Source organism: Nocardia sp. NPDC059236 (genome assembly GCF_042754085.1).
Classification (GTDB): Bacteria; Actinomycetota; Actinomycetes; order Mycobacteriales; family Mycobacteriaceae; genus Nocardia.
Genome location: NZ_JBHZAF010000010.1, coordinates 109,428 through 123,301 on the forward strand (window position 1 = coordinate 109,428; position 13,874 = coordinate 123,301).

Sequence of the window (13,874 nt, forward strand, 5' to 3'; positions counted from 1 at the left end):
GGTGAACGAGCCGGAATCCCTCGCATCCCGCAGGAACCGCGTCGAGCGGTTCCTGCGGGATCGCGGCACGCAGACCATCGACCATCCCGGCGGGACGCTGCTCGCCCACCTGGGCCGGGTCGCCGACACGCTCGCGGTGTGGGGACATGACGGCGACCTCCAGCTCGCCGGCCTAGCCCACGCTGTGTACGGCACCGACGGATTCGGTGTCTCGCTCGTCGAATTATACGATCGCGCAATGGTTGTCGAGTTGGTCGGCGCTCGGGCCGAGGGGTGGATCTATCAGTACGCCGCCTGTGATCGCGGAACGGTCTATCCCCGTATCGACGCGGATCCGGTGCGGTTCCGGGACCGCTTCACCGGCGGCGAGTTCGAGCCCTCCGAGCCCGATTTCCGGGCCTTTCTGGAGCTGACGGTCGCCAACGAGCTGGACGTGCTGGCGCACAATGCCGAACTGGCAGCGAAATACAGCGCGGGGCTCTACGAGCTCTTCGCGCGTGTCCGTTCCCACCTCTCGCCGTCCGCCTGGTCCGCCTGCGAAGGTCAGCTGGCGCCCTTCCCCGGCCGGGGTGGTCGCAACAGCTAGATTCGAGTTAATCGAGGCGGCTGTCATCGAACCCCGATCCGAAGGAGCGGCATGCGAGCAGCGATTGTCTTCCCGGTACTGGCTGCCCTGCTTCTGACCGCCTGCGGCACCACCTCCGACACGACCGCGTCGACGGCGGACTCTCCCGGAAAGCTGGTCTCACAGCGATCGCTGGGCAATCTAGATTCCGCCCTGACTGCCGCGATGTCCTCGGCCACCTATATCCGCTATCAATCCACCTCCCCGGCAGGGAAACCGATCGAGGTATCGGGCGCGGTCTTCCTCCCCGCCGGCGACGCCCCGGCCGGCGGTTGGCCCGTCATCGCCTTCGCCCACGGCACCTCCGGAGTCGTCAGCGCCTGCGCACCCACCAATTCGCCCACCCTCTTCGGCTCCGCCGCCACCGTGGCCGGACTTCTGGCCGGGCACCGTGCCGTGGTGATGACGAACTATCAGGGCCTCGACGGTCCCGGCAACGCCCCGTACCTGGACTCCCGATCCTCCGGCTACGACGTCCTCGATTCGATCCGTGCCGCCCGCTCCACCGGCCTCCCGCTGTCCTCCGACACCGTGTTCCTGGGCGTCTCCCAGGGCGGCCGTGCCGCCGAATCGGCCGCCGAAACCGCGAAATCCTATGCGCCGGACCTGAACCTCCACGGCGTCGTCCTCCTGTCACCCGCGCTGGAACTCCAGCTCGTCGACACCGTCCGCACCGGCACCCTCAACGCCCCCGACCAATACCTGATCATCCCGTATCTCGTTGCCGCAGTACGCGACACCACCCCCGACTACCGCTACGACCAGGTCCTGCACGGCGATCTGCTCACCGCCGCACCACATCTCGAATCCGCCTGCAGCGGCACCCTCACCCCCGCCGACATCGCCCTCGGCCAGGCCGCCACCCCCGCGGAGGCATCCTTCGCCGACGACGCCGCAGCCCGCCCGTTCACCGACTTCCAATCCCGAACGAACCTCCCCCACTCGGCCACCTCACTGCCCATCTACATAGCCCGCGGCGACGCCGACAAACTTGTCGACACCGCCTGGTCCACCGCCGCGATCTCCAAAATGTGCACCCTGGGCACCCCGGTCCACGACCTCACCGTCCCCGGTGGCCACGACGCGCCCGCCACCGTCATACCCCAGTGGTCGTCCTGGATCGACGACCTGTTCGCGAACAAGCCCTTTCAGTCCACCTGCCCGCACTGATCCGCCGAGTTCGTCCCACGCCCCGAGCAACATGATCAGGGAGTTCTCACTGCGGTGACTCGGACAGACCCGCGCCGAGAGCTCCCTGATCTTGATCGGGGCTATGAACCCGCCCAGCTCAACAGCTTGTCGAGCGGCCAGGTGTTGATGATGCGGTCGGCGGGGACGCCGTTGTCGAGGGCGCGCTGGGCGCCGTAGCCCAGGAAGTCGAGCTGGCCGGGGGCGTGGGCGTCGGTGTCGATGGAGAAGTGGCAGCCCAGGTCGAGGGCCAGGTTCAGGAGGCGGGTGGGTGGGTCGCGGCGTTCGGGGCGGGAGTTGATCTCGATGGCCACGCCGTGGTCGCGGCAGGCGGAAAAGACCTGTTCGGCATCGAATTTCGATTCCGGGCGGGTGCCGCGGTTGCCTTCGACGAGGCGGCCGGTGCAGTGGCCGAGGACCGTGGCCCGGCCGCCGGATACGGCGCGCACCATGCGGCGGGTCATGGCGGCGGCGTCCATCTTCAGCTTGGAATGGACGCTGGCGACCACGATGTCGAGCCGGTCGAGCAGTTCGGGTTCCTGGTCGAGCGCGCCGTCGTCGAGGATGTCGACCTCGATGCCGGTGAGAATGCGCAGGGGCGCGAACCGGTCGCGGAGCTCGTCGATGACATCCAGTTGCTGCCGCAGCCGATCCGGTGAGAGCCCGTTGGCGACGGTCAGGCGGGGTGAGTGGTCGGTGAGTGCGCAGTATTCGTGCCCCAGCGCCTGCGCGGTGGCCATCACCTCCGTGATCGACGCCGATCCGTCCGACCAGTTCGAATGCACGTGCAGGTCGCCCTTCAGCGCGGCCCGCAACTCGCCGCCCCCGAGATCCTTTGCAGCGGTCCGCAATTGGATCAGCGTGTCCGGCTCCCGTCCGGCCCACGCCTGCGCGATCACCGCCGCCGTCTTCGGCCCGATCCCCGGCAGCGACTGCCAGTCGCCGGTCCGCCCCAGCCGTTCCCGCTCGGCATCGTCGAGCCCCTCCAATATGTCGGCGGCATTGCGATAGGCCATCACCCGCCGGGAATCCTCCCGGGCCCGGTCCTTGAAGAACGCGATCATCCGCAACGCGACGACAGGATCCATGTCTTCAGTGTGCCCGCGGCGACGGCCGAACCTGCGACGATCTGAACATCGTCGCGCGCCTCAGGATTCGCGAAGGCGCGAGGGCGTGGTCGCCAGGCGCAACCAGGTGCCGGACAGCCACCGCTCGTAACCGTCCGGATCGATACCGAGGGTGCGGACCATGAGGTTGTAGGTGTCGGCCTGGCCGAGCGGGCCGACGGTGGCGATGATCCAGTCCAGATCGGCGTCGGGATGCAGCAGGCCGTCGGCGTGCATGCGCCGCCAGATGTCGGCGATGTGCTGCTGTGTGGCGGCGCGCCCGGCCTGGGCGGCCTCGGCGATCAGCGGTTCGCTTGCTTCGGCGGCAACCGCGGCGGCGATGACCGGGGCGGCGCGTTCCATGAGTTCGCGAGCGCCGCGCGCGTAGGCGGTGATTCGTTCGTCCAGGGTGGGTGCGGTGGCGGCCCGGATGTGCCAGTCGCGGTGTGCCACATCGATGTCCTGCATATCTCCGACGATCGCCACGTCGATCGTCCGTTTGAGCAGTTCTGCCTTGGACCCGAAGCGCAGGTAGACGGTCCGCGAGCCCACCTCGGCGGCCTCGGCGACCGCGGCCAGGGAGGTCACCGCGTACCCGTCGGCTATGAACAGCCGGCGCGCCGCGTCGAGGATCTTCCGTTCCGTCTCGGCCTTGCGGGCGTCCCACAGCGGAGACGTCTTCTTGACACCGGGGCTCATTCGCTGCATCCTTACTGCATCACTACAGCGATGCTGCATCATTACACTGATACTGCAAAGGATAGCAGCGATGATCCCCACGCTCGCCGGGGTGCATCACCTCAAACTCCCTGTGTCCGATCTGGCGCGGTCCATCGGCTGGTACCGCACCCGCCTCGGCTACACCGTCGGCGTCGAATTCCGTGAGCAGGGCGACCTGAGGGGTGTCGCCCTGCATCACCCGGCCGGTGGTCCCATGCTCGGTCTGCGGCTCGACCCCGAAAAGGCCGTCGCCGCAGCCGGATTCGACTACTTCTCGATCGGCGTACCCGACCGGCCCGCCATGCAGGCGCTGGCCGCGCATCTCACCGCCCTCGGCGAACCCCATGCCGGCGTCCATTTCGCCACCATCGGCTGGATCCTCCCCGAGCTGCGCGACCCCGACGGCCACGAGGTGCGCTTCTACACCGTCGAATCCCATACCGCGCTCGGCGACGACCCGCTGGCCATCGACAATGCCCGTGAAACCGCGGAAGCTCTGGAGCGCAACGAGACTCGTTGACCGCATGGCGCGGATCGCGCTGAGCCCGTGCGCCATGACGATCACCGGCGGACGGCTCCCGGGCCGCTCTTCCGGGAGATGGAGGGTCGCCGCGCAGTGGTTCCCGTCCTCGGACGGGAACCACACCTCGTGTTCGCTTGCGCCCGTGGTGTTCTCGCGCATCAGGCCACCGCCTCGCCGTCGCGGGCGCGCCGGGCGGCGACGCTCGCGGTCGGGCGATCGACCCGGGAGCGGCCGCCCGAGCGTTGCGCGCCACGGCGGCGTTCCAGCCGCAGATCGCGCATGTAGTCGTCGAAGTCGACCTGGATGGTGTGGCGCTTGGAGGCCACGTGCGACGCTGGATGCCGCGCCGGTGTGCGGTGATCTCCCGCTCCATCTCGGCCGGTCCGGGCAGGTGATAGCGGCCCTGCAGGTGGTCGGCGATGAGGTGGGCCTGGCGTTCGGCGATCGGCATGATCGCACCCAGCGGCTGCACCAGCCCCACGAAGTACAGGCCCGGCACCTCCGGATGGAAGACCCGGCGGTACAGGCCTATCCGATTGTCACCAAACGGGTCCAGGAAGCCGGCACCCCGTTGCTGTTGCCCCACACCCAGTTGCCGCCGACCCGGTCGGACAGCTCGTAGCAGTGCACGTCGATGCCGCGTTCGGCCAGCACCTTCACCGCCGCGATACCCGCGGAGCCCGCGCCGATGACGCAAACCCTTGGCTCGTCGGCGCGGGTTCCCGGCTCGTTGGACTTGGTGGACATGATTCGGACTCCTTTATGACCAGCGGTCATATGACCGCCGGTCACTGTAGGATCGAAACCGTCGCACAGTCAATAGCCCGCGGGGAGAGGAGATCGGTGATGCCGACAGGAACTTGGGACCGGCTCGCCGCGCCGCGCCGGGCCGCCGTGGTGGCCGCCGCCGAGGCCGAATTCGCCGCCCGCGGGTTCAGCGGCGGCAGCCTCAACACCATCTGCCGCGAGGCCGGCGTCTCCAAGGGCAGCCTGTTCCAGTACTTCGCCGACAAGGCCGACATGTACGTCTACCTGGCGGAACTGTCCAGCGAACGGATCCGCTCGGCCATGGAGGCGACCGCGAGCGAACTCGACTGGGAGAGTGACTTCTTCGGCTCCCTCGACGTCCTCCTCGAAGCCTGGCTCCGCTACTTCTACGACCACCCGCTCGAGCGCGCGATGACCGCCGCCGCCAACCTCGAACCCGACCCCGTGGCCCGCACCGCCGTCCGGGAAGCCGTCAACCGCCATTACGTGGCCGTGCTGCAACCCCTCTTCGACGTGGCGACCGCGCAGGGCGCCCTCCGCCCCGGCACCGACACCCAGGCCCTGCTCGCCCTGCTGCTGCTCATGCTGCCCCACCTGGCCCTCGCCCCCCACGTCCCCGGCCTGGACCCGCTGCTCGGCCTGGCCGAGGGCGACGCCGGCCACGCCGTCGCCACCGCCCACCGCTTGGTCACCACCGTGTTCGACCCCTACCGCGCCGGCAACTGACGCGGCGCCGGAAGGGATCTCGCGATCGCGCGCTCACCCGGCTGTTCCGCGGTGATCGGTAGGATCGGGTCATGACCGAGCGCAAACCGCCCGGGCTCTCCTTCGAATCGTGGATCGACAAACAGGTCCGCGAGGCAACGGAGCGGGGCGAATTCGACAACCTGAAGGGCGCGGGCCGGCCCATCCCGCCCGGCGCCGCCGACGAAGACTGGTGGCTCCGCAACTATCTGAAGCGCGAGGGCCTGGGCGGAGACGCCCTCCTCCCCGAATCGATCATCCTCCGCCGGGAACGCGAGCGAATCCAGGAAACCGTCCGGGACATGTTCTCCGAAAAGGATGTTCGCGCAACCGTGGCGTCCCTCAACGACCGCATAGTCCACTACCTCCGCATGCCGACCGGCCCTCACGTCCCGATCGGACCCCTGAAGGTCGACGACGTCGTCGAAACCTGGCGCGCCGAACGCAAATCCGCCCGCCCACCCCGCACCCCAACCCCGCCTCCAGCCGCCCCCATCGAACGGCCATGGTGGCGACGACTTTTCAGAACCTGAGACTTCCGTGGACGGACTGGTAGCACCATCAAGGAAGCCTCGGCCTCATCCCACGGAAACCACTCCACCCCACCGGAACTCGGCGGAATCGCCATGGACGCAGCCCCTCGGTCATGCCACCGCCGGCGATCGTACCCGGGCTGCGCGGCCGCTGTGGGCGCGACCGGGTGTCGTTGCCGCCGTTGGGATTCCGTTATGGGCGAAGGCGGTGGCTGCTACTGGAGTTCGCGGCCGGAGTCGTGGCCTGCGATGGCGCTGCGGCGGAGGAATTCCGCGATGAGCTGGAGTTGCTCGGTCGTGTAGTCGGCGCAGATCTCGTCCAGTGAGCTGTTCATGCCCGACAGTAGGTGGTAGAGCTCGCCGAGGCGGTCGGGGAGGGTTCGGACCACGACCGAGCGCCGGTCGGTGGCGGCGCGTTCGCGGACGATCCAGCCGCCGCGCTCCAGCCGGTCGAGGATGCCGGTGAGGGTGGCGGGGTGCAGTCCTGCGGCGCGGGCCAGGGCGGTGGGGCTGATGGGGCCCTGGCTGTTGATCACGTCGAGGCAGTCGACGTCGACGTCGCGCAGTTCCAGGTGCACCCCGACCTGACGGTTGAGCATGGCCAGGTTGCTGCGCAGCCCGCGCATCGCGCCCTTGATGTCGCCGGCGACGCGCCGCCGCAGTCGGGCTTCTTCGCGATCCGCCGCCGCACTCACCACGCCTCCCATCGGCTCGTATGAGCTTCGTACTTTACGTCACCCGTAGTTGGCGCTGGATTGGCCTCGACCTGCGATTGTGTCGACAAGCGAGTGATCCAGCTCACCTTGTAATACGGAACTCGTATCATCTACCTTTGAATTATATGAAATCCGTACAAATGATTGGAGTCCAGGATGATCGTCATCACCGGCGCGACGGGAGTCGTCGGCCGCGAAACCATCCAGCACCTGCTGGAATCCGGGCAGCAGGTGACGGCCGTCAGCCGGAATCCGCAACGGGCGGCGCTGCCCGCGGATGTGCGTGTGGTCGGCGGGGATCCCTCGGACCCGCGCTCGCTGGGTCCGGTGTGGGACGGCGCGGAAGCGGTGTTGATCAGCCCGCGGGCGGTCGGAGCGGCGGCCGATGACCTGCTGGCCGCGGCCGCCGCGGCGGGCGTGCGCCGCGCCGTGGTCATCTCCGCGCTGACGGTGCAGTACCCGGCGGGAGAACCGCGCTTCGCCGACGGATTCCGGGCCGCGGAACAGGCCGCGCGGGACTCCGGCCTGGAGTGGACGGCCTTGCGCTGCGCGGACTTCGACGCCAATGCGCTGGCCTGGGCCCCGCAGATTCGCGCCACCGGAACCGTCCGTGGTGCGTACGCCGCCGCGGCCACCTCACCGATCCACCAGCGCGATATCGCCGCCGTCGCGGCTCGCGCCCTCACCGAATCCGGCCATGGCGGACGGGCTTACGTCCTCACCGGCCCGGAGTCACTCGACCAACGCGACAAGGTGCGCATCCTGGGCAAGGCCCTCGGCACCGACCTGTCGTTCGCCGAAGTCGCGCCGGACCAGGTGCGGGCCGCGCTGCTGGCCCAGGGCCTGCCCGAGGAGGTTCCGGACCGGCTGCTCGGCTCGCTCGCCGACTATGCCCGCACCCCGGGCCCAACCACCGGCATTGTCGCGGAATTGCTGGGCCGGCCCGCGCTCACCTTCGCGCAGTGGGCCGACGAGAACACCTCCGCATTCCAGAACTGAAGGGATCCACCGATGTCCGTCGACTCCCCATCGAATTCCGAACTCATCGACTTCACGCCGATGTATGCCACCCACAATGCTTTTCGCCGCGATCTGGGGCGTTTGCGCGAGGCCGCCGACGCCGGTCGGATGGACGCTCCCGGCGTGCGGGCCGGCTGGGCGAACTTCAAACGCCAACTCGACGTGCACCATTCGGTCGAGGACGCGGTGCTGTGGCCCGCGCTGCTCCGCGCGGTGACCGGCCGTCCCGTCGAACTCGCGCTCATCGCCGATATGGAGGCCGAGCACGCGCATTTGGATCCGCTGCTGGCGAGCGTGGACGAGGCCATCGCGGGCCGAGACCCGAATCTCGGTGCACGCGTCCGGGAGTTGACCGAAGGCCTCGGTAATCACATGCGGCACGAGGAGATTGCCGCCCTGCCACTCATCCAGCAGGAACTGACGGCCGCGGACTGGGCGGCCTTCCGCTCCGCGATGGCCCGGCGTCAGGGCCCCTCCGGCGCGGCCGTCTACATCCCGTGGATCCTCGACGACGTCACCCCCGAGGAGCACCGCGCGTTCCTGGCCGCCATGCCCGCCCCGGTCGGCGTCCTGAATCGTGTGGCGTTCCAGCCCCTTTACCGCCGCAGCCGCCTGTGGCGATAGGGGTGTTCACGGGGTCGGGACGGCCAGCGGCAGGGCGGGCGGGAAGATCACCGGGACCGCGGCGGGTGCGCGATGGAATGCGCTCGGCCGCCATTCGAGTTGTTCTGTGGGCATGGCCAATTCGATCTCGGGTAGCGCGTCCAGCAGTTGGTCCAGTGCCTCCTGCACGATGACCAGGGTCACGGATTGGGCTGGGCACGACCGTGATCCAGCGCCCCACGCCAGATGCGAGCGGTTGCCGATTCGGTCGCCCGCCACCGCCGGATCGGAATTGCATCCGGTCGAGCTGATGACGACCGGGTGGTCGGCCGGCAGCCACGCATTCTCGACCAGTTGCGGCTGACGGGGATAGCGGGCGCACGAGTTGGCCAGCGGGGGATTGACGAACAGCACCTCGTCGATCGCGTCCCGCACGGTCAAGGCACCGGCGAGCAGATCATCGTGGAACTGCTTGTCCGTCAGCATCAACAGCACCGTGTTGACGATCAGATTCCAGGTGGGTTCGCTGCCGCGGGCATACAGGACCGCGAGCTGCGCCACGATCTCGGCGTCGTCGAGCCCGGCCGGGTGCGAGATGAGCCGCGAGATCACGTCCGTGCCGGGTTCGCGCCGCTTGGCCGAGACCGCCTCCAGCAGGTCTCCGGTCAGGCGCTGGTTGTAGCGGTCCGAGGTTTCCTCGTCGGGGGCGTCGCGCAGGACGGCCATCGCGTCGAACACCCGCTCGCCGACCTCCGGGGACAGGCCGAGCAGATTGTTGACCACCCGGACGGTCAGCGGCACCGCGAACTGGTCGAGCAGGTCGGCCTTTCCCGCACTGCAGAATTCGTTGATCAACGGCACCGCGGCGGCCTCGACCTCACGCCGCAAGGTGAAGAGATCGACGGCGCGCAGCGTCTCGAGGTACGCGGGCCGATAGCGCGTGCGGTGCTCCTCCTCCGCGCCGGAACCGATCGTCCCCCACTCCATGATCGGCAGGACGGGACAGTTCTGCGGGAGACTCGACTCCCACGCTCTCGGATCGGCGGGAAAACGGTCCGGATCACTCAGAATACGCAGTGCCGCACGGTATCCGATCACCAGTGTCGCCGAAACTCCCGCCGCCACTTCGACCGGGGCGAGGTGGCCGTGCTCGCGCCGCATCCGGTCGTACGCGGTGCGGGGGTCGGCGGTGAACTCGGGCGAATACAGCTTCATGCGGCCTCGAACACGTCAGTTACCAAGATGTAGCTCCCATGGACGGATGGTGCGACCAGTTCCACGGCCCTCGGTGCAACGATCACACAGGATCGAGAACGGTCGGTTTTGCTGCTGGAATGCTGATGGCGCGTATCCACTTGCCGGGCAATCGGATACATCGATGCCGTCTTCAGTTCGCCAGCAGCACTCCAGCTTCGAGTCAATGATCAGCGTTCACTTCCCGGACACATTCACCTGCGAGATGTGTTTCGCTGGAACATGTTTCGGTGATGCGGGAATCTTACCGCAATCCTCGATGAAGTCGCAGCGAACTCTGAGGTGGACGGTTGCGTCCGTCATCGCCCCCGGTCACGGCCGCTGCCGCGGCCAATTGCCGAGGCGCGGGAACATGGAGTCCGACACCGGCTCGGCCACAACGGCTTAGGCGTTCAGACCGATGTTGCAGCGCGTTCACCACTATGTGAACTACAAACTCTCGCGGCCTCGACCGACGCTCGGATCGGGGCCGCCGCCAGACGGCCGAGGGGCCGGGCTGGGCGGCAGAGGAGGGTTAGGCTCGGGACGTGCCGACTCTGTTGATCATTCATCACACGCCGTCGCCGTTCATGCAGGAGATGTTCGAGGCGGTGGTGGCGGGCGCCACGGATCCCGAGATCGAAGGGGTCGACGTCGTACGGCGGGCCGCCCTGGGCGTGACGGCGAGTGATGTGCTCGCGGCGGACGGGTATCTGCTGGGGACGCCCGCGAATCTCGGCTATATGAGCGGAGCGCTCAAGCACGCATTCGACACCTTCTACTACCCGTGCCTGGATTCGACCCGGGGCCGGCCCTACGGGCTGTACATCCACGGGAATCAAGGGACCGAGGGAGCCGAGCGGAGTGTCGAGAGCGCGACGACCGGACTCGGCTGGGAGAAAGCGGCCGCGCCGGTGATCGTGTTGGGGAAGCCGGAGAAGGCGGAGATCGAGCGCTGCTGGGAATTGGGGGCCACCATCGCCGCCCAGCTGATGGGCTGAGCCCCCGATTTCTGGTGGCTGACATATTCGGCGGCTCGCCCGTCATACTCGAGTGGGCGTTCTCGGGGAACGTCACTTGGGAGTGTGGGAAGAGGTGACGGCCGCCGTGGAGGCGCAAGAGTCGGGGATACGCCGCATCGGGCTGGTCGAGGACCATGAGTCGGTGGCAATCGGGTTGTCGGCGATGCTGGCCCCGGAAGCCGATCTGGAGTTGGTGATCACGGCGGGGACCGTGGCGGAATTGCTGTCGGCGGGGCCGCGATTGGATCTGGTGGTGCTGGATCTGCGGCTCGCGGACGGGTCCTCGCCCGATGACAATGTGCGGGCGCTGCGGGCGCGGGGGATCGAGGTGCTGGTGTTCACCGGGGCGGACAATCCGTTCCTGGTCCGGTCGGCCGCCCGGGCGGGCGTGCTGGGTGTGGTGCGCAAGTCCGAGGACATGCCGACGGTGGTCGCGGCGGTACGCCGGGCCGCGCACGGCGAACAGGTGGTGACCACCGACTGGGCCGCCGCCATCGACGGCGACCCGCAGCTGTCCGATGTCGGGTTGAGCCCGCGCCAGCAGCAGGTGCTGCAGCTGTACGCGTCGGGGGAGAAGGCCTCGCGGGTCGCCCGCATGACCGGCCTGTCCGAGCAGACCGTCAACGACTATCTGGGCCGCATCCGGCAGAAGTACGCCGACGCCGGCCGCCCGGCCCCCACCAAGACCGATCTGTACAAGCGGGCCGTCGAGGACGGGTGGCTGCCCGTTCCCGAGCGGAATCCGCGGACATGACGGCCTCGGGCACCCTGGAATCCCCGGCCGCGCCCCGGCCGATGCCGTCCCTCGCGGCATACACTCAGCGCCTGCGCGCCCGCCTCAGCATGCGGGAGGACCCGGCCACCGCCGCCTACGACCGCATCATGCGGCGGCTGGGCATCTCCATCGGCATCGCCGGCATTATCGTCGGCGGCGTCGAACTGCCGGAGGTGGCCGAACAGGGCCGCTACGCGCCGGCCTGGTGGACGGTGACCGCGGTGGTGCTGGCCTTCGGCTGGTATCCGATCATCGCCGTGGTGTCGGCGGTGTCGGGTCCGCGCGCCATCCGCTTCGTCTGCGGCTGTGCGGCACTGAGTTTCCTGGGCGCCCTGGCCTCCATCCCGTTCGGGCTGGAAATTCACACCGTGGACGCCACCACGGTGTGGCCGTACCGGGTGACCGCGCTGGCGGTCACCGCGGCGGTGCTGGCCTGGTCCAGCCGGGTGACCGTGATCTATCTGCTGGCCGCCGCGACCTCGGCGGCCCTGGCCACCGTGTACACGCTCAGCTCGGTCACCCCGCAGCATGTGACCGAGAACTTCCTGCGCTCAGCGGGTTTGGCGGCCCTGTTCGTCTGGTGCGGCACCGCCGCTACCGGCGCCGCGGCCCGGGTAGACCGCGAATCCGCGATCACCAGCCGCCGCGCCGCCGCCCAGGCCGCCGCCCAGTCCCGCGACCGGGAGCGCGCCCGCTTCGCCGCCCTCATCCACGACGCCGTGCTCTCCACGCTGCTCGAGGCGTCCCGGGCCGGCACCCAATCCGATGTACTGCAACGTCAGGCCGAACGCACCCTGGAGCAGCTCGACGAATGCCGCGGCGCCCAGCGCGATCCCGACCTGCTCGACGCCCGCTCCGCGGTGCTGTTCCTGCGGGCCGCGGTGCAGGAGATCAATCCGAGCATCCGCTTCGCCACCCGCACCTGGCCCGGCTACGACGACCTGCGCATGCCCGTGCACTCGGCCAGCACCATTGCCGCCGCGCTCACCGAGGCGGTGCGAAACAGCCTGCGCCACGCCGCCGTTCCGGGCCGGGAGGTGCGCCGCACCGTTACCGCCACGGTCAGCGCGGGCAGCATTCGCATCGTCTTCAGCGATGACGGCGCGGGTTTCGACCTGGCCGCCGTCTCCGCCGACCGCCTCGGCATCTCCATGAGCATCCTGGGCCGCATGCGCCAGCTGGCCGGCGGCTCGGCGTTCGTGGAATCCCAGCCGGGCGAGGGCACCACCGTGACACTGGTATGGGGTGGCGATGGCTCACGCTGACAGCTCCGGTATCGACCTGGAACCCCGGTTCGGGCTGCGTGATCTGCTCGGGCTGCGCGGCAGCACCGCCTGGCTGTTCCTGCTCATTCTCGAGGCCGTCATCGCGCTGTACATGATGCGCAATTTCGGCCAGTCACCGCCGTGGGCGGCCTTCGCGAGTCTGGTGCTCATGCTCAGCGCGGGCGCGCTGGTCACCGCGATTCCGGTGGACCCGCTGCCGATTCCGGTGGCGTTGTACGCGGCCGCCGCGCCGCCGGTCGCCACTGCCCTGACGGTCATGACCCCCACTCACGATCTGCCGAACGAGTCGGTGTGGTCGGCCTTCGCCTCGTCCTATGTCCTCGCGGTCCTGGTGCTGCGCGGGCGGATTCGCACCGCGTGGCTCGGCGTCATCGCCGTCGCGACGGTGCTGGTGGCCCTCGGCCTGGGCTCGCATCTGCATCCCGGCACCCTGGTCGGCTCGCTGGTCCCGGTCGGCACCGTCACCGCCATCTCGGTGTTCACCGCGGTCATGCGCCCCATGCAGCGGTCACTGCGCATCCTGCGCGAGGACGCCATGATGCGGGCCGCGGCCGAGGCCACCATGGCCGCCGCGGACAGTGAGCGCACCCGTCAGCTCGCCCGCCTGGACCGGGTGGCCCGGCCGATCCTGGAACGCATCGCCGACGGCGCGGAGCTGACCGCCGCCGAACGTGAGGAATGCCGGCTGCTGGAGGCCGAACTCCGCGACGGCCTGCGCGCACCGCAGCTGGTCACCGACGAGCTCAGCGGCGCGGCCCGGGGTGCGCGGGCGCGCGGCGTGGAGGTCGTGCTCCTCGACGACGGCGGCTTCGCGGGCGTCCCCGAATGGGTGCGCAAGCGCGTGATCGATGCCGCCACAAGGGAACTCGACGCCATCAATGCCGGCCGTATCACGGTCCGGGTGCTGCCGCTGGGCCGTCACGTACTGGCCACGGTGCTGGCGACGGCCCCCGACGAGGATCGCCGCACCGAGATCGACACCGACGGCAAGGTCACGACCATCACCGATTGA

17 protein-coding genes and 1 pseudogene are annotated in these 13,874 nt (G+C 68.9%); 11 read left to right on the forward strand and 7 right to left on the reverse strand.

The features are described 5' to 3' along the window. Position 1 precedes the first annotated feature (1 nt). Both ACFXIV_RS26060 and ACFXIV_RS26065 read left to right on the forward strand, forming a co-directional pair. Positions 2-586: a DUF6817 domain-containing protein gene (locus ACFXIV_RS26060; RefSeq protein ID WP_379398456.1), complete on the forward strand. Its 585-nt coding sequence runs from the start codon at positions 2-4 to the stop codon at positions 584-586. Positions 587-637: 51 nt separating this feature from the next. Then, positions 638-1,795 carry a lipase family protein gene (locus ACFXIV_RS26065; RefSeq protein WP_379398458.1) on the forward strand — a complete coding sequence of 386 codons (1,158 nt, stop codon included), beginning with the start codon at positions 638-640 and terminating at the stop codon, positions 1,793-1,795. A gap of 101 nt (positions 1,796-1,896) precedes the next feature. On the opposite strand, the gene ACFXIV_RS26070 is transcribed toward ACFXIV_RS26065, so the two are convergent. Beyond that, entirely contained in the window at positions 1,897-2,901 is a 1,005-nt protein-coding gene (locus tag ACFXIV_RS26070; RefSeq protein ID WP_379398460.1) for a PHP domain-containing protein, read from the reverse strand. A 60-nt stretch (positions 2,902-2,961) separates the two neighbouring features. Next, the gene (locus ACFXIV_RS26075) at positions 2,962-3,618 is read right to left on the reverse strand and encodes a TetR/AcrR family transcriptional regulator (protein ID WP_379398462.1); all 657 of its coding nucleotides are present in this window, start codon (positions 3,616-3,618) and stop codon (positions 2,962-2,964) included. Positions 3,619-3,688: 70 nt separating this feature from the next. Here ACFXIV_RS26075 and ACFXIV_RS26080 point away from each other — a divergent pair, with 70 nt between their 5' ends. Next, entirely contained in the window at positions 3,689-4,159 is a 471-nt protein-coding gene (locus ACFXIV_RS26080; protein WP_379398464.1) for a VOC family protein, read from the forward strand. Positions 4,160-4,320: 161 nt separating this feature from the next. Here the strand turns inward: ACFXIV_RS26080 and ACFXIV_RS26085 are convergent, their stop codons facing one another. From ACFXIV_RS26085 to ACFXIV_RS26095, 3 genes and pseudogenes are all read right to left on the reverse strand, one after another. Further along, entirely contained in the window at positions 4,321-4,488 is a 168-nt protein-coding gene (locus ACFXIV_RS26085; protein WP_379398465.1) for a hypothetical protein, read from the reverse strand. Between the two features lie 74 nt (positions 4,489-4,562). Beyond that, positions 4,563-4,748: pseudogene (locus ACFXIV_RS26090) on the reverse strand (hypothetical protein); the annotation flags it as partial. Next, on the reverse strand, positions 4,691-4,909 hold the full coding sequence (locus ACFXIV_RS26095) for an NAD(P)-binding protein (RefSeq protein WP_379398467.1): 219 nt from the start codon (positions 4,907-4,909) through the stop codon (positions 4,691-4,693). The gene ACFXIV_RS26095 and the pseudogene ACFXIV_RS26090, both read right to left, overlap by 58 nt. Positions 4,910-5,008: 99 nt before the next feature. On the opposite strand from ACFXIV_RS26095, the gene ACFXIV_RS26100 reads away from it, so the two are divergent. Both ACFXIV_RS26100 and ACFXIV_RS26105 read left to right on the forward strand, forming a co-directional pair. After that, positions 5,009-5,656, forward strand: coding sequence for a TetR/AcrR family transcriptional regulator (locus ACFXIV_RS26100; protein WP_379398469.1), 648 nt, complete (start codon positions 5,009-5,011; stop codon positions 5,654-5,656). 71 nt (positions 5,657-5,727) lie between these two features. After that, positions 5,728-6,207 carry a DUF1992 domain-containing protein gene (locus ACFXIV_RS26105; protein ID WP_379398471.1) on the forward strand — a complete coding sequence of 160 codons (480 nt, stop codon included), beginning with the start codon at positions 5,728-5,730 and terminating at the stop codon, positions 6,205-6,207. Positions 6,208-6,422: 215 nt separating this feature from the next. Here the strand turns inward: ACFXIV_RS26105 and ACFXIV_RS26110 are convergent, their stop codons facing one another. After that, positions 6,423-6,902 (reverse strand): MarR family transcriptional regulator, encoded by a 480-nt coding sequence (locus ACFXIV_RS26110; protein ID WP_379398473.1) that lies wholly within the window; start codon positions 6,900-6,902, stop codon positions 6,423-6,425. A 177-nt stretch (positions 6,903-7,079) separates the two neighbouring features. Between ACFXIV_RS26110 and ACFXIV_RS26115 the strand changes: the two genes are divergently transcribed. Beyond that, positions 7,080-7,922 carry an NAD(P)H-binding protein gene (locus tag ACFXIV_RS26115; protein WP_379398475.1) on the forward strand — a complete coding sequence of 281 codons (843 nt, stop codon included), beginning with the start codon at positions 7,080-7,082 and terminating at the stop codon, positions 7,920-7,922. A gap of 12 nt (positions 7,923-7,934) precedes the next feature. Continuing rightward, the gene (locus ACFXIV_RS26120) at positions 7,935-8,567 is read left to right on the forward strand and encodes a hemerythrin domain-containing protein (RefSeq protein ID WP_379398477.1); all 633 of its coding nucleotides are present in this window, start codon (positions 7,935-7,937) and stop codon (positions 8,565-8,567) included. A 6-nt stretch (positions 8,568-8,573) separates the two neighbouring features. Here ACFXIV_RS26120 and ACFXIV_RS26125 read toward each other — a convergent pair whose 3' ends face one another. Continuing rightward, a complete protein-coding gene (locus tag ACFXIV_RS26125; RefSeq protein WP_379398479.1) occupies positions 8,574-9,761 on the reverse strand; it encodes a cytochrome P450 in 1,188 nt (395 codons plus the stop codon). Between the two features lie 566 nt (positions 9,762-10,327). Here ACFXIV_RS26125 and ACFXIV_RS26130 point away from each other — a divergent pair. The 4 genes from ACFXIV_RS26130 to ACFXIV_RS26145 all read left to right on the forward strand — a co-directional run bounded on the left by ACFXIV_RS26130 (position 10,328) and on the right by ACFXIV_RS26145 (position 13,874). Further along, the gene (locus tag ACFXIV_RS26130) at positions 10,328-10,780 is read left to right on the forward strand and encodes a flavodoxin family protein (protein WP_354839343.1); all 453 of its coding nucleotides are present in this window, start codon (positions 10,328-10,330) and stop codon (positions 10,778-10,780) included. 76 nt (positions 10,781-10,856) lie between these two features. Beyond that, positions 10,857-11,555: a response regulator transcription factor gene (locus tag ACFXIV_RS26135; RefSeq protein WP_354839345.1), complete on the forward strand. Its 699-nt coding sequence runs from the start codon at positions 10,857-10,859 to the stop codon at positions 11,553-11,555. Beyond that, the gene (locus ACFXIV_RS26140) at positions 11,552-12,841 is read left to right on the forward strand and encodes a sensor histidine kinase (RefSeq protein ID WP_379421335.1); all 1,290 of its coding nucleotides are present in this window, start codon (positions 11,552-11,554) and stop codon (positions 12,839-12,841) included. Before ACFXIV_RS26135 ends, ACFXIV_RS26140 begins: the two co-directional genes overlap by 4 nt. Beyond that, a complete protein-coding gene (locus tag ACFXIV_RS26145; RefSeq protein WP_379398483.1) occupies positions 12,828-13,874 on the forward strand; it encodes a hypothetical protein in 1,047 nt (348 codons plus the stop codon). Before ACFXIV_RS26140 ends, ACFXIV_RS26145 begins: the two co-directional genes overlap by 14 nt.